Source organism: Bartonella sp. AA83SXKL, assembly GCF_042196965.1.
Taxonomy (GTDB): Bacteria; Pseudomonadota; Alphaproteobacteria; order Rhizobiales; family Rhizobiaceae; genus Bartonella.
Map to the genome: position 1 here is coordinate 1 of NZ_JBHIRG010000018.1, position 21243 is coordinate 21243.

Here is a 21243-nt window from a genome sequence, read left to right on the forward strand (position 1 = left end):
ATGCGAGTTTCCATGTTTTATCTCCTTGAATATGCTGGAGATACAATGCCTTTTTGCTAATTATGTTCCAAAAGGGATAAAGAGCAGCTAAAAAGGACAGAAAACATCGAAAACAAGACGGTGATCATTACTTAAAATTCTTCTTATATGACTCCAGTCTAGAACTGATAATACCAGTTTATCGAGAATTTTAGTTGATGGGGGGAAACGGTCTATGGGGGAATGGCTCTCTTTTCCCGTTCTGTACTGCAATGTTTAAAAGATTGAATGTCGTTGTGAAGTTTAATCTTTCCCCCTTAGCTTAAAAGTAAGCTCTCTTAATGCTTTTCTTTCAAGTAATGTCCTGGATACTGCCTGAGGAAAACTTTGTAAACGCTTTTCCATCATTGATTGTGTTTGAAGGTAAAAAGTAAAATTCTGGAGTCTTTATTTTATTATTCATTTTTTGTAAAAACAGCACGTCTTCTAAAATTTTATTTTTTATATTGTACTTATAATTAAAAGAATGCTTCAATTATTCAAAATAAATATCAAAAGTATTCAATTCAAAAAGCTATGAGAGATAAAAGAGAAGGAAGAAACATTAGTGTTCTAAGTTGTTTTTCCTTCTCTTATTGCTCTATATCAAAACAATGCTAGAAAAATTTTCTAAGTTCTTTGAGTAAAAACTCCCAAAACCAGAGAGGAAAGTTGAAAAGTTTTGAGACAATGTCCAAAAGTTTCGAGATTTTCTCCAAAGGTTGTTTTTAGTTTCGCCCGCAGTTTTTTTATACGATGTAAGAGCACTTTGATTTGAGAGATAAATTTGGTTCGATGAACCATCTTGTACTAAGAAAGTGCATTTTGTAAAGGTCATGTGTTCCACCTTTATGACGTAGGGATTATGAACTGTAATCGGTTCATAGGTGCTACAGGTTTTCACTTTTGCATTTGCAGTTGTCATGGATTCTGTTTCAAATGTATGTGTGTAAAGGTTACTTGTGCATTTTTCGAGTTTACTGTCGATTAAAATACATTCATCCATTATGCTTTTTATGGCTGCATTTACTTTGTTTATAAAGTTTTTGAGATGTTTAGAAAATTGAGTTTCTAAGGATAGGATTTTTAGGGATGGGATTTTTATGATCGTATTCATTTTATCAAATTTTTATTATATCATGTTTGTCAATAGCTTAGGCAATAAACTTTGTGCTGGCTATGTAGAATGAAAATCTAACAAAATGGACAAGATGAATTTAGATTTTAGAGCGAGATAGAAGCACAATTTGCTTTATGATATTAGTGGGCTATTAAGTTTATTTGCTCAATTATTTGTGTTGATAAAGACTTCTCCATGAGGCATTGTTATATGCTGTATTGTTACAATAATATTTGTGTGGGGAGTTTTGAGGAGAGGGAGTTTGTGGCTTCTTTTTTCTTTGAGCGTTGTAAACCAATTCTGATAAAAGATGTTGTCGGAAGAGTGGTGTTGTTGTCATGGAGAGGGATAGAGTTTGGGAGCGTTTTTGTTGATGATATCAATGAAAAAAGCTGATGAAGATAGGGCAACATGAATACAACAAGATGCGCTATTTCGGATTGGGAAATATATCTCTGAAGGAGAGCTTTGATCTTTTAGCTTCTTTTGCGTATAGTTTTAAAATTGCGATTTGCTATGCTTTAAAATTAATTATAAAGTGAAGAACTAAGTGGTTATTTACGTGTTGAGTGTGTGCGTGCGGATCATACACTGGATTTATGTCTCAACAAGATGAATTATTCTCGAATAAAATAAAAGAATAAAGAAAATTGATTATTTTATTCGCTGTGGATAAAGTTAAAATAGCTTTATATTTATAAATATAAATTATTATTTTTCTATAAACGTAAAATTTAAATATTTTTAAATTTAAGAAATGTGATTTTCCTGATGAAACATAAATATACATTACCATTCATTATACTTATCGTATGTTTATCGACGGGAGGTTTGATTTCTACCGATATTTTTTTACCGGCACTGGGCGATATGCGTCAATATTATCAAGTGACACAATCTCAAATTCAAAGTGCAGTGGCGGTTTTTTTGTTGGCATTGGCACTTGGACAGCTCATTTATGGGCCGCTGAGTGATAATTTTGGGCGTAAAAAAACACTTCTATTGGGCTTATTCTTGTGGTTATTTACGACACTTGGTGTGATTTATACGGTTCATATTCACGCTTTTCTTGTGTTACGTTTTTTGCAAGGTCTTGGTGCTTGTGCGGGACTTGTCTTAAGTCGTGCAATTATCAATGATTTGTTGGATAAAAAAGCGGCTGGAAAACTTTATTTGATTGTTTTCCCTTTTATTGGAATGTCACCAGCACTTGCACCTTTCATTGGTGGACTTTTGATACAAGCTTTTCATTGGCAGGCAACTTTTATCTTTTTAAGCTTTTTTATATTTTTGACCATTTTGCTATGTTGTTTTGTGCTAAGCGAAACTCTACCCCCTCAAAAACGGCAGTATTTTTCTCCTGTAGGATTGATGAAGGCATATTTAGGCGTTTTCAGAAATAAACAATTTATTTTTTATGCACTTATTCCGTGTTTTTCTTACGCTGCCTATTTTGCTTATATTGTGGAGTCGCCTTTTTTACTCACGACTTTGGGGTTATCGCCGATACACATTAGTTATAGCTATATTGGTGTCTCGTTTCCCTATATTTTGGGAAATCTTTTGGCACGATGGTTTTTTGAACGCGAGTCTATGGAAAAAACTGTGGGTAGAGGGTACATTATTTTTGTGATAGGCGGTGTGCTGTTTGCTTTGCAAATGTATCTAAGCCCATGGCCCCTTGTGACAAGTTTTATGGCTATTGCTGTTCTTACTTTTGGCAATGGTTTTTTATTGCCGTTAGGAACAGCGTTGGCTATTTCATCGCATCCGAAAGCTGCGGGAGCGGCTTCTGGTGTTATGGGCTCTTTGCAATTAGGAAGTGCGGCACTCAGTGCAGCGGTTATCGGAAAAATCTCTGGTCATAGCCCACGGGCTATGGCAACTTTGTTAGCTGTGTGTTGTATGATTGGTTTTATCATTTATATTCAAAAAGCGCGTCATTTTATAACTTCAGAAATAAGCTGAGTGAAATGATAAAAAGAAAGCATTATGCGGAAATGCTTTTGATGTTTTACACAAATGGAGCACCTGTACATTAGATGATTTTTTTATTAAGTTGTTGGATTGAGTGGGTTTAAAATTTGTTACAAGCTTAGTTTGAGTTTAACAAATCGATTATTATGGGGGGAGTATGAGCCTAGATTTTCAACATATTTTCATTATATTGGGTAGGAAAATTTCTGGCTCTAATGCATGTTTAAAAATAAGGGGAGGAATTGATCAATGGGTCTTCCTATTATTATTCTTTCTCCTGTAATGCCAATTTGGGATGGTGGTGTTTTTTGTTCTCCATTGACAAAGCTATGTTCAACAAAAGGATTCCCTGTCACTCTGCTGGATACGCTTTCTCTTTTTCCTAAGGGTTCTCATGTTCTCAATCATTCTGCTGTAGACATTTTATCTTTTATGGTAGAAAAGCTTAAAAGCTATTTTAAAGAGCCCGCAGTTCTTGTGGGATTTTCTATGGCTGGAACATTGGTACAAATATTGGCAGTACAGCTTCCCAATGTTCAAGCTGTGCTTGCTGTGAATGCACCTGGCTATCCAGATAAGGTTTTGCAACGGCGCCTTGGAGATATTCTTGCCTCCTTAGAAAATAATGATTTATCGGGGGCTTTGGAAATACTCAATGGTTTTATGCATCCTTCTGGCATTATGAAAAAAAGAGCCTTATTGGAGATTCCTGATGAACAAAAAAGCGTGGCAATTGAACGCATGACAAGAGGCTTTAAACTCTTATTAGAAATAGATGCTAGAGATGAAATAGTTAAGTATAAGGGGAAGTTTTTAGCTTTAGTGGGAGAAAAGTCGCAACTTGCAACGGTAGATAATCAGACAAAAAGTCATAATCTGAACCATGAATATAAGATTATCTCTGGTGCTGGTACGCGTTTGTGGGAGGATAATCCTACTATGACAGATGCAGTCATTGATGAGTGGCTGGAGGGATTATGAAAAAGAAAGTTCTTGTATTACCTGGTGATGGGATAGGACCAGAGGTTTGTGATGCTGCGCTGATGGTTTTAGAGCAATTCCAATTGCCGATTGAATTGACTTATGGTGATATTGGTTTTGAATGTTGGAAACAGGAAGGAGATCCTATTCCTCAAGCGACTTGGCAAAAAATTACTCAGAGTGATGCTATTTTACTTGGTGCTGTGACCAGTAAAGGAAAAGAAGCGGCTTTAAAAGAACTTGCTCCGCATTTAAAAGAGAAAAACCTTGCCTATGTTTCTCCCGCACTTCAACTTCGCCAAAAGTTAGGTTTGTTTGCGAATATACGTCCTGTAAGATACATCTTTGGTCCCCAACGTCCTTTTCATTTTTGTGTTATCAGAGAAAATAGTGAAGGCCTTTATGCTGGATTGGATTTTCGGGGTATTTCTCCTGAAACAGCCGTTTGGCTAAAACATCCAAATTTGACAAAATATGGGCTTGAAGAAGCTGCGTGGACAGTCTGTTTGCAGACACGCTTTGGTTTAGAACGGTTATTTGAATATGCTTTTTCTTATGCAAGGAAATATAGCTTTAGGCGAGTTACTTTTGCTGATAAGCCCAATGTTATGCGAGAAAGTGGTCAGTTTGCTCAGGAAATTTTTGAGAAGATTGCGCAAAACTATCCGGAAATTGAAGCAGATATTCAGAATGTTGATGCGGTTGCTTTGTGGATTGCAACCAAGCCAGAGCAGTTTGGTGTGATTGTTGCTGAAAATATGTTTGGCAATATTCTCTCTACTCTTGGCTCTGGTATAATGGGGGGATTGGGGCTTGCATCTCATGTGAATGTGGGGAGCGAGATTGCTTGTTTTGAACCTGTTCATGGAAGCGTACCACGTATTGCTGGACAAAATAAAGCCAATCCTTCTGCGATGCTTTATACCACGGCTTTACTCTTAGAGCATTTAGGCTTTAAAGATGCAGCAAAACAATTATCTGAGAGTGTTGATCAGGTTATTCGTGCTGGAAAAACCGTTACCTATGATCTTGGAGGTATAGCCTCTACCCGTCAAATGGCTGAAGCTGTTCGCAATTCTCTTATGAATTCTGTCTTTGTTTGTCATGCGGCGATTATCACTGTTGGTGATGAACTCCTTTCAGGACAATATTTGAATACGAACTTACAAGATTTAAGCCAAAGCTTGAACAAGAGAAATATTCAAGTCACACGTCATTTTGTTTGTGCTGATCAATTACAGCAAATCAGTGAGACTGTTGTTTCTTGTCTTGGACAAGAAGATCTTATCATTATCAGTGGGGGATTGGGACCAACATCAGATGATAAAACACGCGATGGAGTTGCTCAAGCTGTAAAGCAGCCTTTGGTACATCATGAAGATGTTTGGCAAACAATAAAAGGTCAATTACAACGATTAGGGATTACGGCGGATAAGAGTAATGCACGTCAAGCATTGTTTCCTGAGACAGCAACTGTGCTTGATAATCCTACAGGCACAGCACCAGGGTTTTATCTCTCTTGCGATGGAAGTACACTTGTTGTTTTGCCTGGTCCACCATCACAGGCTCTTGCGCTTTTAGAGAATTATTTAGAACACAACGAGAAGAAATATTTTTCTGTATCGCGTGCGGAGTATGCATGGACTTTGATTGGAATTGATGAAAGTACTATTGCGCAGTGGGTTGATGATCATCTTGAAAATGAACCCTTTGAACGGCATTTTTTATGGAAAAGCCCCTATGTTTTGGTGCAACTGGTTGCTCAATCAGAAGCGCTTTTGGAACAACATTTCGTGGAAGCATTTGAAAATCATTTTCACCCCTATTTAGTTGGGGCAGAAGTTACTACTGCTTGTAAACAATTAGCGATGCATGCAGAGGTTCATTGGTTGGGCAATGATCCGCTGCTTTTAAAATATTTTCAGCCCATAGAAAAAGGTAAACAAGATATTCCACTGCTTGAGGTTGAAGTGAGCCTAGAGCCTTCTTTGGAGACATTAGAAAATCAAGCAGAAAGCCTTGGACATGCCACCATAACTATACGGATGAAAGGTTATGGTGAGGATTATATTACTTTTCCCTATACGCGACCACTTTTAGGTGTCGTCTTACAAGAATATGCAGCTTGGGCTGTCTTAAAAAGATATTTGAAAACGGAGAAGAAAAAATGAAACTCTATGGGGATGTAACAATATTGCTTAAATTATTGAACGTTCTATTATAAGAAGTACTTTGATCCTTTTCTTCAGTGGTTTTTGTCTATAGGGTAATTTTTCTTTTGATGTGTCATTAAATGACTTTGATTGATTCAAAATTAAGAAAAACTTTACGATATTAGGCTTGCTATATTCAATATTTATAATTATTAATTATGATTATAAATCAATATGTTATCTTTCATAGAGCAGATGACAAGGAATCCAGAGACTTCGTGTGTCTCAAGCGTTGTAGATAATTGAGATTCTTTGTAAATCAAAAAGCGATGGTGTGAAAAGACAAGAAGTCGTGTCATTTACAGGAAAGCTTTGCAAATTTTATTGAACAATATGTCCGTGAAGAGTTTTATTGTGAACATATCCCGTTCCGTTATCTGATAATAAATTGCTGTAAAGAGCTCATAAAATTTTTCCTTTAAGTTTTTGTGTGATTGCATGATCGTTGGGTGTTCACTTCCGAGGGGCGATATTTTTCAATTTGATAACAGGAAGAACTATTTTTTCTGTAAGACGTGAAGATTTAAGGAGTGATCATTTTACGCTTTTGTTTTCTTTTTGATTGGTAATTTGTAGGAATTTTTTTGGGGAAAATATTTAATGTGGTTAAAAACATTTTATGCGTGTGTGGGAGAAAAATAAAAATGTGGTCTTAATTGTTGATAAGAGTGTCAATATTTTTGATGAACAAATTTTAGTCGTAATTCTTAGTATCTAGATGGGAAGTTTATTGCATTTTTTAACAGTTCGTATTCTATCTGTTGTGATGCGCAGTGGTTTTTTAAGCAAAAAAGAAAGGGCTTTTATGTATCAGATTGATTACAACAGTTATCGTTCTGTCAAGAGTTTTAGTCGTCGCGTTCATTTTCTCGTTATGCATTATACGGCTATTGATTTTAAAGCCTCGATTATGGCGCTTACAGGAGAAAAGGTTAGTGCACACTATCTTGTTCCTGATCCTTCAGAGCAGACATATCGTGAGGCAGGCTTTAAGGATATGCGTATTTTTAATCTGGTTGATGAAAATGAGCGTGCATGGCATGCGGGTGTGAGTTCATGGGCTGGGCATAGTCATCTCAATGATGCATCTATCGGGATTGAAATCGTTAATTTAGCGACTTATCATGATGGGACGGGTATGTTTCCTCCTTATAATCCAATACAAATTGATGCTGTTAAGGAACTTGCCTTGAATATTTTTCAACGGTATCCCGATATTATGCCAACTGATGTTGTGGGACATAGTGATATTGCCATTGGAAGAAAAAGTGATCCAGGAGCAGCTTTTCCATGGAGAGAACTTTATAGCGCAGGTATAGGAGCATGGTATGATGATGAACTAAAAAGTCATTATCAAGAGCAATTCTCTAAGAATTTGCCACCCAAAGAAGATGTTTTGGCGAAGCTAAAATGTTATGGATATGACATTTCTGCTGCGTGTACCCAAACAGGATACAAAGATTTGATCCGAGCATTTCAACTTCATTTTCGTCAAGAAAATTATGATGGGATTCTAGATGTTGAAACAGCAGCAATTCTTTATGCATTGGTTGATAAGTATTTTCCGTGAATTCAATGCGTTTTAATTGAAAATATGGCTTATGATTACGTGTAAGCCTTTTTATTATCAGGAAAGGCTGCTTTTTGCCAATTGGCTTTATGTAAAAAGGGCATTAATCGTGTAAAAAATCCCATGTACGGTGTAATGCGTTTTATGGAAACATAACTCTGAAAGCTCTATGATTTGCAGAGATTAAATTTTATTGTTTCTTTGTCTTATATTTTTCTTCCTTTAAAAACGCATAAAGCCAAGATGTTGCGTATATGATGACATGTGCCTTACGCAGGATGAAACGCCTCAAATAAAATGGACTTGTATTGTATATTTCATGCTTGTTTTAAAGAAATGTCTTTTAGTGTGTATCACAACATATATTTTACAGCGACGTTCATAGAGAATATAATCTAAAATCCTCTATGAAGTGTATCCTCATTTTGATGCTTAATAAAAGTGCCTAGCACTATCGTACACTTTGTTAGATCTCAATGTTACTACAACCCTTGGAACTTAAAACGATACATAAAAGGGTTTTCTTTACTCGTTTTTATTCACACGGCTCTCTCCACTCGTCGTGTACAAGTGAATGGTTTTGGTTGATTGAAACATGCAAAATTATAAATTGATCATTATAAATCAAAGTGATGCAGATTCAAGAAAATAGGGGCATTTACAGATTGCTACTGATAGGGGGGCTATTCTTTAGAAGGGGAAGAGGTCAATTCATTTTTTTGAAGATATATCTCTTTTCTCTTTTATTGCTTTAGGGGATGTTTGCATCGTTTTGACAACATGTTTCTTGATGATTAAGTTTTTTAATGAAGCAGTGTTATAAAACATTGTGTTTTAGAGTGTTGATAGAAGACACATTCAGGCATATCAAAAACACAATGATGTCTTGTTTTTTCAATATTTTATCTGTTCAGTATAGAATTGACCAGAGAAGTTCATGACCTAAATTGCAAAGGTTAGGTATAAATTACCAAGAAAAATCAATTTAGGCATAAAGCAATGGGGGTTATTCATGCTTTAAAGGGCAAGGAAGAGATTGTGTTTGAAGTGATGTGTAAAAGCCCGTGTGAGGTGCTCTTATCAAGCATATCAGGTTAATCTTAAGAGTAGTTTTATGAAACTAAGTCGGTTTTTTCCGAGAGACAAGACAATAAGTATCAGGAAAAGATATTCATGATATTTGATTTCAAAAATAAAAACTGGCAAACCATGTTGCCAGTTTTTAAAAGCTGTAGCTTAAATAGGATTAGAATGAACGCTGTAAACGGATCATACCTTGAAAAGCACTTTTCTTATTGAATAAATGTTTTTCATCATTATTTTTATCCGTCACAACGCGATCATCGTTCCAAGAAACATAGGTTAATTCAGGTGTAATCACAAATCCTGGAACCAGCGTGTATGTAATATTTACAGAAGTTGCAAAGGTTTTTACAGCACTATAAGAAACTTGAGCATTCAAATTTGCTTTTGGAGTAAGCTTGTAAGTGGCACCCGCCCAAGCAGCCCATTTACCACCCCAGTTTGCATAAATTGTTGTGCTTTGTCGTGATAATTCATTTTTTGTATTTACTGTGTAGTAATCAAGACCATTTTTATAGCCAGCCATTACCCATAGATTGAAACGATCGTTGACATTGAAATCTGCACGTACTTTTCCAGCCCACTTTTTGTAGTAAGTATCATATGCTGCAACCGCTGAAAAACCACCCCATTTTTGCATAAACTTTATACCCAAAACCACATTCGGGGTGTAATTTTTAATTGCTTTACTTGGAAGAGTATCATTCGTGATAGAAACAAGCTTATCATCTTTATCAATGTAGTATCCTACTGTTCCTGGAAGAGCATCTGCATTATTGCCTAATTCAGCGCCGATAATAGCAGAAAAGCCGGAGTCACCATTAAAGGTGTAGGAAATAAAATTAGTGCGTGTTGTGCCGGCAGGTGCGATGCTGTCATCATTGAGAACATTTCCATAACCACCAGTCCAACTGTTGAAAATTGTATCATCAAGACCTACGCGAAAACCACCCAGTTCAATGTAAGCTGCTGCAAGCCTTGCACCAGCTTTATCATTACCATCACCCCAGCTTGAATAAATTCTTGCATATGAACGAAGTGTTCCCATTTCTGTTTCAGAAGCTGCTTGAAAAACAAGGGTGAGCCGTGATGATGCGCCATAGGTTTTTCTTTTGTCTCTTAGTTCAGTTTCGGTTGTTGCATCGATATTATCACCGCCTATAAAATCAGTACGAACATTTCCTGATAAACGCATGCAGGTTTCTGTTCCAGGGATATAAAAATATCCTTTTCCATAGGCATCACAAACGCGAATATATTCTACAGGTTCGGGTTCGGCGATAACTGTTGAAGCAGCATGTGCTCCAGAAATTGCTAAAAAAGCTGCTGTAGAGCTTAAAAAGAGGGATTTAATATTCATATGGGATCTCCGAGGTCCGGTTAAATTTCTTCTAAAGAGTACCATTTGCCTAACGCATTAAGGACAAAGACATAAGTAAAATACGCAGCACTTGTTATCTTAGCTATAACTAATCTTTTTAGAGTTTCAAATATGAAATTACCTTTTTGTAATATATACATGTACTATTCGAGATGCTGTGGTAAAAAAGACACAATTTTTGTTTTATTAACTTTTTGTCCCTATGGGATCAATAGGAAAAAAAATTCAGATATTTGGGAAAAAAATCGAAAATGTCTTGAACTTTCTGTTGATACCATTTATGCCTCTCTGTTGGAGAGGTGGCCGAGTGGTCGAAGGCGCTCCCCTGCTAAGGGAGTAGGGCTCAAAAGGCTCTCGAGAGTTCGAATCTCTTCCTCTCCGCCATCTATTGTTATAAAAGCAGTTGACTGTGTATCGGAATTCTGTTTATCCCGTTGGGATTATGCCTCTCATATAAAAAGCATGTTCTAAACACAAATATACTTGTGTTGCTAATTTATACACTTGTTTTAAAGAGATATCTTTGCAATGTGTATAAGCCCATTTTGCGACGCTGCCTCGTAAATGGTATAAAACATAAAAGTTTCTGTGAGACATATAAAGCCTTATAAAGCCACACCATTTGTATACTTATGAAGATGCAAAGAGGCATATTATATATCTGCCTTCCTGTTGTTATAGATTTTGACTATGAGAGTTCATAAAAGGCATTTTTCCTTTCTAAATCGTTTTTATTTATACGGCTTTCTTTGCTTATGATGTGCAAGCAAATGATTTTGATTGTTTCAACCATAAAGCAGATTTGAAAAGAAAAAATCTTACAATATTCGCGTTTGGTATATTATCATTATAAATCAACGTGTTGCTTTATATTTGCATTGTATATTGAAAGTTGGATGTGGCAATGCTCTCAAAAAAGTTATAGATTTCTTTTAGAAGAAAACATTGTGGGTAATAATTTTAAAATTTTCCTCTCATCATAGAGACTTTTGAGAGTGTTTCATCCATCTCATGACAATCAAACCACATATGAAAAAAGTAATGGTCGGTAATATTAGGTAGTAAGATGGAGAAACTTTTGCAGGAAGAAAAGAAATAATACTCAATACTGTAATTGAAAATATTCTTCCGCTAAAAGAGACAGCACCAACAACACCGGAAATATGCTGCGTTTGTTTTTGATTAAGTTCTGAGAAAAATAAGCTTTTTGCACCGATCGGTACAGTGCAAATAAATCCATGGATTAAAGAGAAGGCGATGACTGATGCAGCCGTTTGATGGCTATGAACTGAAAAATAGAGCGCTATGCACATCAGCGCAGAAAAGAAGGAAAAATATTTTATAGAATTCTTATATTTTTTATCAAGAACATGATACTTAGACATCAGTAAATTTGAAAAATATTGTGCTGAAAAGGCTCCAATATGGCAGCACATCAAGACGAGCATTTGCGAACCATTGAGGTGATTAATTTTCCCCCCTGAAAGTATTATCGGTTGCCAGAAATGATAAATAATCTGAATACCAGCGCTAAAAAGGCACATGAGGAAAATAAACCATGCTCCTCCTACTGTATTTTGAAATACCCAAAGCGTTTCCTTGGCATTGTGCAAGATTGTTTTTGTTTTGGACGTTTCAATTGTCGTTTTCTTTTCTTCAGGAACAATAAGGAATATCAAAAAAATAAATCCCATCATGAGGCATGAGATGATATATCCCATAAAATATCGTCCAGAGTAATAGATCGTTCCAATTCCTATAATCCCACTGAGAATACTTCCGAAAGAGTTAACCTGGTGGTAGAGATGAGCATAATGCGAAAAGTGATCCTGTTTATCGCCTAGAGAATGGTAAATCCATCCGTCAATGGCGCTGACAATGATGCAAATGCCCGCTGCATAGAGAATTTGCGCAATAATAAGTGCTGTCATATTAGGAGCTTGAAGGCATAGAAGATAAAATACTCCTGTCATAAAGACCCCAGCCATAACGGAATATTTACGCCGATATCTGTCAGATAAAACAGCGCAGGGAAAATCAAGCAGCAGAATGGTGGTGGAAAAGACAACCTGAAGCAGAGCTAATTGCGCCAGACTAACTCCCATGGACATTAAAAAAATCGCATGGTAAACGCCGATCAGCATGCGGATAGCATTATAGGATCCATAGGTGAGAGCAAGGGTGCGTGCTCTGTTCATTGTGTTGTTCCATAGATTGTACAATAAGAATTTTCATTGAAAAGAATATTTTTCTGTGAAAAGGGAGCGGTTTCATATCCCCATTCAGGGATTAGTGGAAAGAAGGCTTCCATAACCATCCCAAAATTTAAAAGGTCCCTTAGTCCATATGGGACTTCAAAGCGTATTAATGAGAGCAAATGATGCAATTGTAAAGTGATTATGAGAAGCAACATAAGCCTCATAAATGAGATTGTTATTTTTTGAGGGGAGTTGCTTGTGGGGCTGTTGCTTCCGTAGTAATCATTTTGTCTAGATCTGTAAAATGACCCTAGGACGGCAAGATCATTGACATAATTAGGACTTATAGAAGTATGTTTATTTTTTATACACCATTTACTGATCCATTCTCTTTGCTGATCAGCTGAAATAGCACAAATGATCCATAAATCGGTTTTTGGTAATTTTTTGATATCTTTTTTTATAGTCATCAACATTTGTAATCCCTCCATTCTTTCTGACTGTTTCTCCGTATCACTTTACGTCTAAAATTTTTTTTCAGAATTCATCTTTACTTTATTTATTAAAAAGATTGTCTCGCAAGGTGCGTTTTGATCACGTCATTATGATTAAGAATTAAATTTCTGATATAAGAGGAAGGGGGCATGATACATTGTGACTAAATACATAAATCCCTCCATATCCTGAAATGATGATTTCCTTTTACAAAACAGTATCCTGAATGGAAGCTCGATAACCATTACTTTGATCATGGAAATGATAACCTAAAAGAGTGCTTATGAGTGCTTGAAGATATTCTTTAGATATTACAGAAAGAACAAGAAAATAGTTTAAAAAAATCAAACTTGGGATGAAAGCTTTCATCTTATGATGGATGATGGTGAATTTTAAACTTCATCTACTGTTTTTTTGATCTACTGTGCTGTAAGAAAGATCAAACTCCCCCAATTCATGTTTCTAATTTAGATCATTGATCATAAACATTATATACTGTCTTTTCAAATTATAACTTTGCTCATTGCTTGTCTTCACTGATTAAATTAACATTTCTCTAAAAATGCCGCTTGAGAAAAATGCATCCTATCAGTTTAATATTCTATGATCTTTTAATTAATTTAAAGAAGATAACATAAAATATACGATAAAAAATGAATAAATTTCAATTTTTATAAAAAACACAAACTTTTTTACTGCTGCTGATAAAAAACAAAGCTATATTAAAAGTAGCCTTTATACCCTTCAATACTATTGATTTTTGGTTGTTACTGGATGAAGGTTCCTTTGTTTTGGAAAGAGCAGAGCAGAGTTTAAGAGAAGAATGGGCGCGTGCGCAAAAGCTTGGGCGTGATTTGTCTTTAAGTTGGATACTAAGCCGCCTGATGGTTGAAGGTGTTCACCATGTGAACATAACGCAACCTTGTAAGGATATTTTAGTCGCACCTGATGAAGCTGTCGCTTTGGGGGATATTGTCTTGTCTGAACTGGGGCGTGCTTATTGATTTTCTCGTTGTTATTGCTGCTTAATTTCAGCCATTATTTTTCTGAAAAAGAAGCTTTGTAGGGAGAAGATCATACATGGAGCAGGGCGTAAAACGATGAAATGCATATAACTGATCCAGTAATGTTGACAATAATCGTTAAATATGTTGCTCTGGCTACCTAAACAAATGGCTAGATTGGCTTTTATTCTCTGAGATAAGTGTTACTCTCGATGAGATAGAATGCGGATGAGCGAATTATTAGTTAAGGGATTAGAGTAATGGGGGGGAAAAATAATCGTCAAGATTTGAGTTGTTTCAAAATCGCTGTATTCGGTATGATTATTATGATTTTGGGGATGGGGATTGGGCGATTTTTCTATACGCCGGTATTTCCAGTTATGTTGGATGAAGGATTGTTTACCTTTAAGCAACTTTCTTATATAGCTAGCGCTAATTATGGCGGTTATTTAGTTGGGAGTATGTTTTTTTCGTTTTGCAGAGTTGGGAATATATCCCGTGCTCCCTACATGCTATTTGGTGCAGCTATAGTGACGAGTGCACTTATTTTTGCCATGGCGTTAACAACAAACTTTTACTTGGTCTTCTTTATCCGCTTTGCTGCCGGTATCGCGAGTGCAGCAATGATGATTTTTGGTTCTATGACGGTTATGCAGCATAGTCACAAGCTGTGGGTTATTGCTTCGCTCTATGCAGGTGTGGGAGTTGGTATTCTGCTGGGTAATGAGTATGTTATTATTGGTTTGAGTAAATCGCTGAACGCGAAAAATATTTGGTTTGGAGCTGGTTTTATATCTGTTGTATTGTTGCTCTTGTTGTTTATTTTATTTCCACGTCGTGTTGATGCGTCTCAATTTGCTATTAATGAGTCATTGGCACACGAAAATATCGTTTGGTGGGAACTCGCTCTGATTTATGGGCTTGCTGGGTTTGGTTATATTATTGTCGCGACATATCTTCCTCTGATGGCGAAAACATTTAATTTCCCACTACTCGCTAACCACTTATGGTCGTTTGTCGGAATAGCCATTGTTCCTAGTTGTTTCATTTGGTTATGGGGAGCCCATCGGTGGGGGGTATTACGTTGTTTGATGCTCAATTTGCTTATCCAAGGAGGATGCGTATTACTGACATTATTCAGCCAGTCTCTTGTACTGATCGTTCTCAGTTGTATAGGGTTTGGATTTACTTTTATGGGGACGACCTCTCTAGTTATGCCGTTAGCTAAGCGTTTGTATGCGCCGTATGGCATAAATCTGCTAGGCTTGGCTACCTTAACTTACGGTTTTGGCCAAATATTAGGACCTCTCTTGACGAGTTTTTTACAGTTTGGTTCACATGCCATTGCGCTTTCCGTTATCTGTGGTGCTGTAGCGCTTTTTGCTGCTGCTGGAATCTGTCAATATTGTCTTTGTAAAAAGGTCGTTGGCGTTTCATAAACCCGCAATCTTCACTAAAAAGTCGAGAGAATTTATTCCATTCTTTTTGAAACATTTTGTGAAAGTCAAATTATTCTAATAGGGGAGATTACAGAATGCTTCACTCTACAGTCGCTATTTTGGGCGTTGGTCCTCGTGGGATCAGTATTCTCGAACGCTTGCTCACACTTTATTCCCATTATCCATTTTCTGGGAACATTGATATTTTATTGATTGATCCCAATGAGATGGGAACCGGTACCCATAGTGTGCATCAGCCAGATCATTTATTGGTTAACACTGTCGCTTGCCAGATTACTTTATTTGGTGATGATACAGTTAAGGGTGTCGGGCCTATTCGGAAGGGACCGAATTTCTATCAATGGGCTATTCAACAAGGTTATCGTAATATTAACGGTGTTTTTTCTCGTACAGAGCATGATGTTGGGAGAGAAATCAAAGAAAATGATTATTTATCACGTCGTTTGTTAGGGGAATACCTGTCTTGGGCTTACCAAGAACTCACGCAAGATTTACCTTCCGGTATTCGTATTAAGGAGATCCGACAAAAGGTTATTAATCTCCATATCCACCAAGATAATAAAACGGATGTTCTTTTGGAAGATGGCTGTCGTTATAGTGTAGATTTTGTTTATATGACCACGGGTCACGGTAAGAATATATATTCATCGCATGATGAAAGCCTGCAACAGTTTGTCGCTGCTCACCAAATGAAAAATGCGCTTTTGAACTATTATTCGAATCCTTATCCAATTGAAAAGTTGGACTCTATACAATCTCAGTCTCGTGTGCTGGTGCAGGGAATTGGATTAACTAGCTATGATGTCTTGTCGCAATTGACTTACGGTCGCGGTGGGACTTTTACTGAAAATGCTGGACAATTGCGCTACATGCCAAGCGGCACAGAACCGAAGATAGCTTTATTCTCCCGTCAAACATTGCCTTTTAGTAGTCGCGGGATTAATCAAAAGGGTGGTAGTGGGCAATACATACCATCATTCCTTACTCTCGATGCAATACATCATCTGCGTAAGCAATCCAGCATTGCTAACGGTTCTCCGAAGCTGGATTTCGAAACGCAGCTTTTACCTCTGTTGCTTAAAGAAATGTGTTATGTCTATCGAAGTACGCAGCTGGGGCACTGGCTAGACCCTGAAACCTATGTTGTTACTTCCAAAGACGAGCAGTGTATTCAAGCGTTGCTGTATCCTCATCGAAATAAAATATTTGCCTCTTTGAAGGATTATACAAGATTCTTCATGGAGCATTTGAAGGATGATCTTCATTTTTCCGCTGAAGGTAATGTTGATGGCCCAGTGAAAGCTGCTACAGATGTGCTACGAGATGTCCGTGATATCTTACGTTCAGCAATTGATTTTTGCGGGTTAACGTCTTCATCTCACAAGTACTTTATTGAATATTTTAATCCAAACTTTAACCGTATTTCTGTCAGCCCACCGATGCAGCGAAACCAAGAGTTGAAGGCTCTGATGGAGGCTGGTATCGTGACTTTGGCTGGCGGCCCTTCACCTAAACTTGTTCTCAATGCTAGTACTAGCCGTTTCGAAATTCAGTCTGTTTTCCAAGATGAAAACAGTTCAGTTGATGGAGATGTGCTGATCACGGCCAAGATTGATAGTTTTTCTCCGTTGCGTGATGAGTCCCCTTTTATCAAAAATTTGGCTGCTCAGGGCATCATTCGACCATTTATCAACCAAGGATATCATCCTGGTGGTATTGATATTGACCGTCGGCAGCATCCTATAGACACTAAAGGGCAAATACAAAATACATTATGGGTGGTCGGTAATCCAGTAGAGGGGCCTAATTTTTATACATATATTTTGCCTAGGCCTTTAGTTAATTCGCGTGCATTGCGGGACGCAGGGCGCTGTGTCACTGACATGTACGAGCAGCTTCTTAATCGCTACTCAGTCAAAGATTCAACAATTAATGTACATTGATGATGTAAAAAGCTTCCTGATACGCATGTCCTCCGTATCCGTTATAATGGCGATGCTGATGCTATTCATTTTTCTTATGTCTATCTCAATAAGAACTTGGTTTCTTATTCCATTGGCTGGAGTGACTGTTTTCGGTTATTTGCTTTTGACGATACCATACTGGTGGTTGAAGGGGAATGCACGCAGTGGTGTGTTCATCCTGTTGGCTTGTACTTTAGTGCTGATATGGCGTTGGCACTTGCCTGATGTTCGTACTGTGCTTGTGCGTTTTACTGATGTCTTTTGGCTATTACTCGCCATGGGATTGTTGCGCCATGTGATGAATACATGGCGTATTTCAGAATTTCTCTCTGAACGGTTGATGCGCTATGGAAAGGGTTCGCTTACCCTGTCCATCGCGATACTGACTGCGTTTTTAGCTTGGCCGATGAGTTTGGGGGTTATCCCCCTAATGATTGATGCCTTGAAAAAAAGTGTTTTTCCCTCTCGCCATTTGGCCGCTATTGTGATGCGAATGATGAGCATCACGATGGTACTGATGCCGACCAGCATCGGTGCAGCAACAGTTTTCTCTGCTATGCCTAGAACACCAATATTCACATCCGCTGCTTTGGGGATACCACTTTTTCTATTCAGTCTGTTGTTGTTGTGCCTTTCTCCTGTTGTACCGCTAGCTAACCCGATTATTTGCGATGAGAGAAGAGCGAATAAAGAAGGAGAGAGAGTAAGAATTTGGATTTTTTTGATATTTTTCTGGCTAACATTTATCGTTGCGTTGACAGTTATCAAGTTGAATGCACTACAAAGCATTGCATTGACGGCAAGCATTCTATACGTCATTGAGCGTGTGAGTTCACGCAGTATTGATTTTTTGACTCCTTTGGTGGCAGTGATACGCAGTATATCCAGTGAAATTATGTTGTTGCTAGGTTGTAGTCTGCTAATATCTACTTGTGATTTGCTTATTCCTTTGTTGCCGGTGACATTTAGTCACTCATTGGCATCACTTTCTGTTTGGCAGCACTATGCCTGTATTCTCTTTGTATTGCCAATTTTCAGTGTAGTAGGAATTCATCCTATGGTGCTATTTAGTTTGGCATTTCCCTTACTAGGGTCATCGATGGCTTATGGGGTTACGGATTATTTGGTTTGGATTTGCTTCTTTATTGCAGCTCAACTCCTTTCTCCTGTATCAATAAATGCTATTTTTGCTTCCAGTAGCCTACGTATTTCACCGGTGGATACGAGCTTTAAAATGCATAGTTATTATGTATTAATATTTAATCTTTTTGCGTTCATTTATTTGAGCTTTTTTATTCAATATTTGTAAATTATGGAGATCTTATGCCTTACATAAATATTAAAATTACTAATGAAGGGGTTACCTCTGAACAGAAACGGCAACTAATAGAAGGGGCAACTCAATTATTAGTTAATATTCTGAATAAAAATCCGAAAACGACTGTTGTCGTGATTGATGAAGTGGAGACAGACAATTGGGGTATTGGGGGTGTTCCCATTACAGAATTAAGAAAAGCTCAAAATAAAGAATAACTCTGTGTATTTGACAATAATTTAAGGTCAATAGGGATAATTAATGTAAAAAATCACGTCCCTTAGCAACATTTGATCAGACCGCCTTTGGGGCGGCTGTTACAGCCCCTTGATGCTGACAACCAAGTTTTTCCCCTCAACGAGCCCGTGTTAGTTTTTACACATGAGGTAGAGAAAATCCAAAAGCTTGGGACAAGAGGCACAGCTCTTGATGTCATTAATGCCGTGCGCGCGCAAGGGATTGAGGCACAAGTGATCCTTGTGCGGGTAGAAGAAAAGTCAACCATTGCTGAAACACAAACCGAAATGGTGGGATCCAATACAGCTTTGACCGGTGTGCATGCCTTAGCGCATGCTAGAGGACATTTGGGGGTGAAACCTGGAATTCTCTTAGCACCGGCTTATAGTGCGGGGCGGATTGATAATGGCAAAAACCTTGTGTTCAAGGCATTGATTTATAATGATAATCTAGCGTTATTCATATTGAATTAGACCCCCAAATAACGTAGGATTCTCTCATTTCAAATCTGCTTATCTTGAATCAATCAAAACCATTCGTTTGCACGTCATAAGCGGGGCTGGCGTGTGGGTAAAAACTGTATAAGAAAGGATTAAAAAATGGCTCTTATGAACCGTCTTAATGCAAGGTCTGTCGCAACATTGGGGGCTGGTAAATATAATGATGGCGCCGGCTTGTTACTTCATAAGCGTAAAGATGGTGGTGCTCAATGGCTTTATCGTTATACCATTCATGGTCGACGCCGTGAAATGGGATTGGGTGCCTTAAGATATGTCTCTTTAAAACAAGCCCGTGAATGTGCAATGCAATGGCGTGCTGTTTTACGTGAGGGGCGTGACCCTATTAAAGAATGCAACAAACAAAAGCGTGAGGCAATGCGCAATCTCCATTACTTAAAAGATATTGCTTTAGATGCTTTTGAAAGCCGTAAAGCTGAATTAAAAAATGATGGCAAGGCTTGTAATTGGTTTTTACATTTACGCCTCCATATTCTCCTCAAATTAGGTTGTCTGCCCGTTTCAGAGATTACACAAACAGAGATACGTGATACCCTTTCTCCCATTTGGCATACAAAGGCTGTAATTGCTCGAACAGCATTGATACGTCTTAATCTTTGTCTCAAACATGCGGCTGCATTAGGGTTAGATGTTGATTTACAAGCAGTAGAAAAAGCACGCGCTCTCTTAGGCAAACAACGTCATAAAAAACAAAGCTTACCAGCCATGGATTGGAGAGATGTGCCGGCTTTTTATCAGACGCTTTGTAAAACAACAACCATAACATATCTGGCATTACGTTTGCTTATCCTTACAGGGGTTCGTAGCAATCCTTTGCGTCATATTCGTGAAGATCAAATTGATGGCGATATATGGACAATTCCTGCTGAAAATATGAAAGGAAAGCGTGATACAACAAAAGAGTTTCGCGTGCCTCTATCAACAGAAGCATTAGATATTTTAAAACAAGCACGCGGGCTTTCTCGTAATGATTTCTTTTTTTCTGCAACAGGTCGCTGTCCCCTTGCTGAACGCTGTATGTCGCAATATATGCAACAAACTGGACTAAACGCCTGCCCCCATGGTTTTCGCTCCAGTTTACGCGATTGGCTTGCTGAAACAACCGATGCCCCCTATGAGGTCGCTGAAACTATTCTAAGTCATACAGTAGGAGGACAAGTAGAGCGCTCCTATCGTCGTACTGACTATCTAGAACAGCGCCGTGTCTATATGGATAAATGGGCGGCTTATGTCACAGGTCAAACCTAAAATATGGGGTGAATAACCCCATTATCTGTGGATAACTTTAGCTCTCTTTTCTCTCATTCTTTCTCAATAAGATTCATAAATTACCACATCAGAAAAACTATGATAAAATATTGTTTTCTATAAATACAATACCTTCAAAAATGAACCAAAATGTGGTTAATAAATGGTTATGATGTGTTTCTATTTTTTGAGAATGAAAGGATTTTAGTATGACAGAAAATAATATTCTTTTAACAGACCGTGAAAGTGCAAAATTGCTTCATATGAGTGTCTCAACATTCCGCCGTCATGTTACCAATGGATCTTTACCAAAACCCTTAAAATTTGGTTTTTTATCGCGTTGGTTACAATCAGATCTTATCAATGTCATCGAGCAAGCAAAACAGCAACGTTATAACGACGCGGCATAAAAAGAAAACCTTGTCATGTAAGGACGGACAATGCTTTCCATTTTCACTCAA

Annotated in this window: 13 protein-coding genes, 1 tRNA gene and 2 pseudogenes; 13 read left to right on the forward strand and 3 right to left on the reverse strand. The window is 37.5% G+C overall.

The annotated features are described in order from the left end of the window. Positions 1-1909: 1909 nt before the first annotated feature. From ACFINO_RS07440 to ACFINO_RS07455, 4 genes are all read left to right on the forward strand, one after another. The gene (locus tag ACFINO_RS07440; RefSeq protein WP_375643404.1) at positions 1910-3106 is read left to right on the forward strand and encodes a multidrug effflux MFS transporter; all 1197 of its coding nucleotides are present in this window, start codon (positions 1910-1912) and stop codon (positions 3104-3106) included. A 258-nt stretch (positions 3107-3364) separates the two neighbouring features. Continuing rightward, on the forward strand, positions 3365-4096 hold the full coding sequence (locus ACFINO_RS07445) for an alpha/beta fold hydrolase (protein WP_375655351.1): 732 nt from the start codon (positions 3365-3367) through the stop codon (positions 4094-4096). After that, the gene (locus ACFINO_RS07450; protein WP_375655352.1) at positions 4093-6267 is read left to right on the forward strand and encodes an isocitrate/isopropylmalate family dehydrogenase; all 2175 of its coding nucleotides are present in this window, start codon (positions 4093-4095) and stop codon (positions 6265-6267) included. Before ACFINO_RS07445 ends, ACFINO_RS07450 begins: the two co-directional genes overlap by 4 nt. A gap of 847 nt (positions 6268-7114) precedes the next feature. Continuing rightward, complete coding sequence (locus ACFINO_RS07455) at positions 7115-7879, forward strand: N-acetylmuramoyl-L-alanine amidase (protein WP_375612480.1); 765 nt, start codon at positions 7115-7117, stop codon at positions 7877-7879. Between the two features lie 1246 nt (positions 7880-9125). Here the strand turns inward: ACFINO_RS07455 and ACFINO_RS07460 are convergent. Beyond that, positions 9126-10322 (reverse strand): porin, encoded by a 1197-nt coding sequence (locus ACFINO_RS07460; RefSeq protein ID WP_375655353.1) that lies wholly within the window; start codon positions 10320-10322, stop codon positions 9126-9128. 314 nt (positions 10323-10636) lie between these two features. On the opposite strand from ACFINO_RS07460, the gene ACFINO_RS07465 reads away from it, so the two are divergent. Then, a tRNA-Ser gene (locus ACFINO_RS07465) sits at positions 10637-10727 on the forward strand. 593 nt (positions 10728-11320) lie between these two features. On the opposite strand, the gene ACFINO_RS07470 is transcribed toward ACFINO_RS07465, so the two are convergent. Both ACFINO_RS07470 and ACFINO_RS07475 read right to left on the reverse strand, forming a co-directional pair. Then, on the reverse strand, positions 11321-12541 hold the full coding sequence (locus ACFINO_RS07470) for an MFS transporter (protein WP_375655354.1): 1221 nt from the start codon (positions 12539-12541) through the stop codon (positions 11321-11323). Continuing rightward, a complete protein-coding gene (locus ACFINO_RS07475; RefSeq protein ID WP_375655355.1) occupies positions 12538-13017 on the reverse strand; it encodes a hypothetical protein in 480 nt (159 codons plus the stop codon). The genes ACFINO_RS07470 and ACFINO_RS07475 overlap by 4 nt, the downstream gene beginning before the upstream one ends. 774 nt (positions 13018-13791) lie before the next feature. On the opposite strand from ACFINO_RS07475, the pseudogene ACFINO_RS07480 reads away from it, so the two are divergent. The 8 genes and pseudogenes from ACFINO_RS07480 to ACFINO_RS07515 all read left to right on the forward strand — a co-directional run. After that, a pseudogene (locus ACFINO_RS07480) lies at positions 13792-14040 on the forward strand (baseplate assembly protein); the annotation flags it as partial. Between the two features lie 260 nt (positions 14041-14300). Beyond that, positions 14301-15479 (forward strand): YbfB/YjiJ family MFS transporter, encoded by a 1179-nt coding sequence (locus ACFINO_RS07485; protein WP_375655356.1) that lies wholly within the window; start codon positions 14301-14303, stop codon positions 15477-15479. 95 nt (positions 15480-15574) lie between these two features. Next, complete coding sequence (locus ACFINO_RS07490) at positions 15575-17443, forward strand: FAD/NAD(P)-binding protein (protein WP_375655357.1); 1869 nt, start codon at positions 15575-15577, stop codon at positions 17441-17443. Then, the gene (locus ACFINO_RS07495) at positions 17433-18773 is read left to right on the forward strand and encodes a hypothetical protein (protein ID WP_375655358.1); all 1341 of its coding nucleotides are present in this window, start codon (positions 17433-17435) and stop codon (positions 18771-18773) included. Before ACFINO_RS07490 ends, ACFINO_RS07495 begins: the two co-directional genes overlap by 11 nt. 14 nt (positions 18774-18787) lie before the next feature. Next, positions 18788-18997 (forward strand): 2-hydroxymuconate tautomerase family protein, encoded by a 210-nt coding sequence (locus ACFINO_RS07500; RefSeq protein ID WP_375607418.1) that lies wholly within the window; start codon positions 18788-18790, stop codon positions 18995-18997. Positions 18998-19044: 47 nt separating this feature from the next. After that, positions 19045-19450 (forward strand): annotated as a pseudogene (locus ACFINO_RS07505) (phage tail protein); the annotation flags it as partial. A gap of 165 nt (positions 19451-19615) precedes the next feature. After that, the gene (locus ACFINO_RS07510) at positions 19616-20782 is read left to right on the forward strand and encodes a tyrosine-type recombinase/integrase (RefSeq protein ID WP_375655359.1); all 1167 of its coding nucleotides are present in this window, start codon (positions 19616-19618) and stop codon (positions 20780-20782) included. A gap of 209 nt (positions 20783-20991) precedes the next feature. Further along, complete coding sequence (locus ACFINO_RS07515; protein ID WP_375655360.1) at positions 20992-21192, forward strand: helix-turn-helix transcriptional regulator; 201 nt, start codon at positions 20992-20994, stop codon at positions 21190-21192. The last annotated feature ends 51 nt before the right edge of the window (positions 21193-21243 follow it).

Coding starts and splice junctions, on each gene's coding strand:
- ACFINO_RS07440 (WP_375643404.1), top strand. CDS start 1,910: ATGAAACATAAATATACATTACCATTCATTATACTTATCGTATGTTTA.
- ACFINO_RS07445 (WP_375655351.1), top strand. CDS start 3,365: ATGGGTCTTCCTATTATTATTCTTTCTCCTGTAATGCCAATTTGGGAT.
- ACFINO_RS07450 (WP_375655352.1), top strand. CDS start 4,093: ATGAAAAAGAAAGTTCTTGTATTACCTGGTGATGGGATAGGACCAGAG.
- ACFINO_RS07455 (WP_375612480.1), top strand. CDS start 7,115: ATGTATCAGATTGATTACAACAGTTATCGTTCTGTCAAGAGTTTTAGT.
- ACFINO_RS07460 (WP_375655353.1), bottom strand. CDS start 10,322: ATGAATATTAAATCCCTCTTTTTAAGCTCTACAGCAGCTTTTTTAGCA.
- ACFINO_RS07470 (WP_375655354.1), bottom strand. CDS start 12,541: ATGAACAGAGCACGCACCCTTGCTCTCACCTATGGATCCTATAATGCT.
- ACFINO_RS07475 (WP_375655355.1), bottom strand. CDS start 13,017: ATGTTGATGACTATAAAAAAAGATATCAAAAAATTACCAAAAACCGAT.
- ACFINO_RS07485 (WP_375655356.1), top strand. CDS start 14,301: ATGGGGGGGAAAAATAATCGTCAAGATTTGAGTTGTTTCAAAATCGCT.
- ACFINO_RS07490 (WP_375655357.1), top strand. CDS start 15,575: ATGCTTCACTCTACAGTCGCTATTTTGGGCGTTGGTCCTCGTGGGATC.
- ACFINO_RS07495 (WP_375655358.1), top strand. CDS start 17,433: ATGTACATTGATGATGTAAAAAGCTTCCTGATACGCATGTCCTCCGTA.
- ACFINO_RS07500 (WP_375607418.1), top strand. CDS start 18,788: ATGCCTTACATAAATATTAAAATTACTAATGAAGGGGTTACCTCTGAA.
- ACFINO_RS07510 (WP_375655359.1), top strand. CDS start 19,616: ATGGCTCTTATGAACCGTCTTAATGCAAGGTCTGTCGCAACATTGGGG.
- ACFINO_RS07515 (WP_375655360.1), top strand. CDS start 20,992: ATGACAGAAAATAATATTCTTTTAACAGACCGTGAAAGTGCAAAATTG.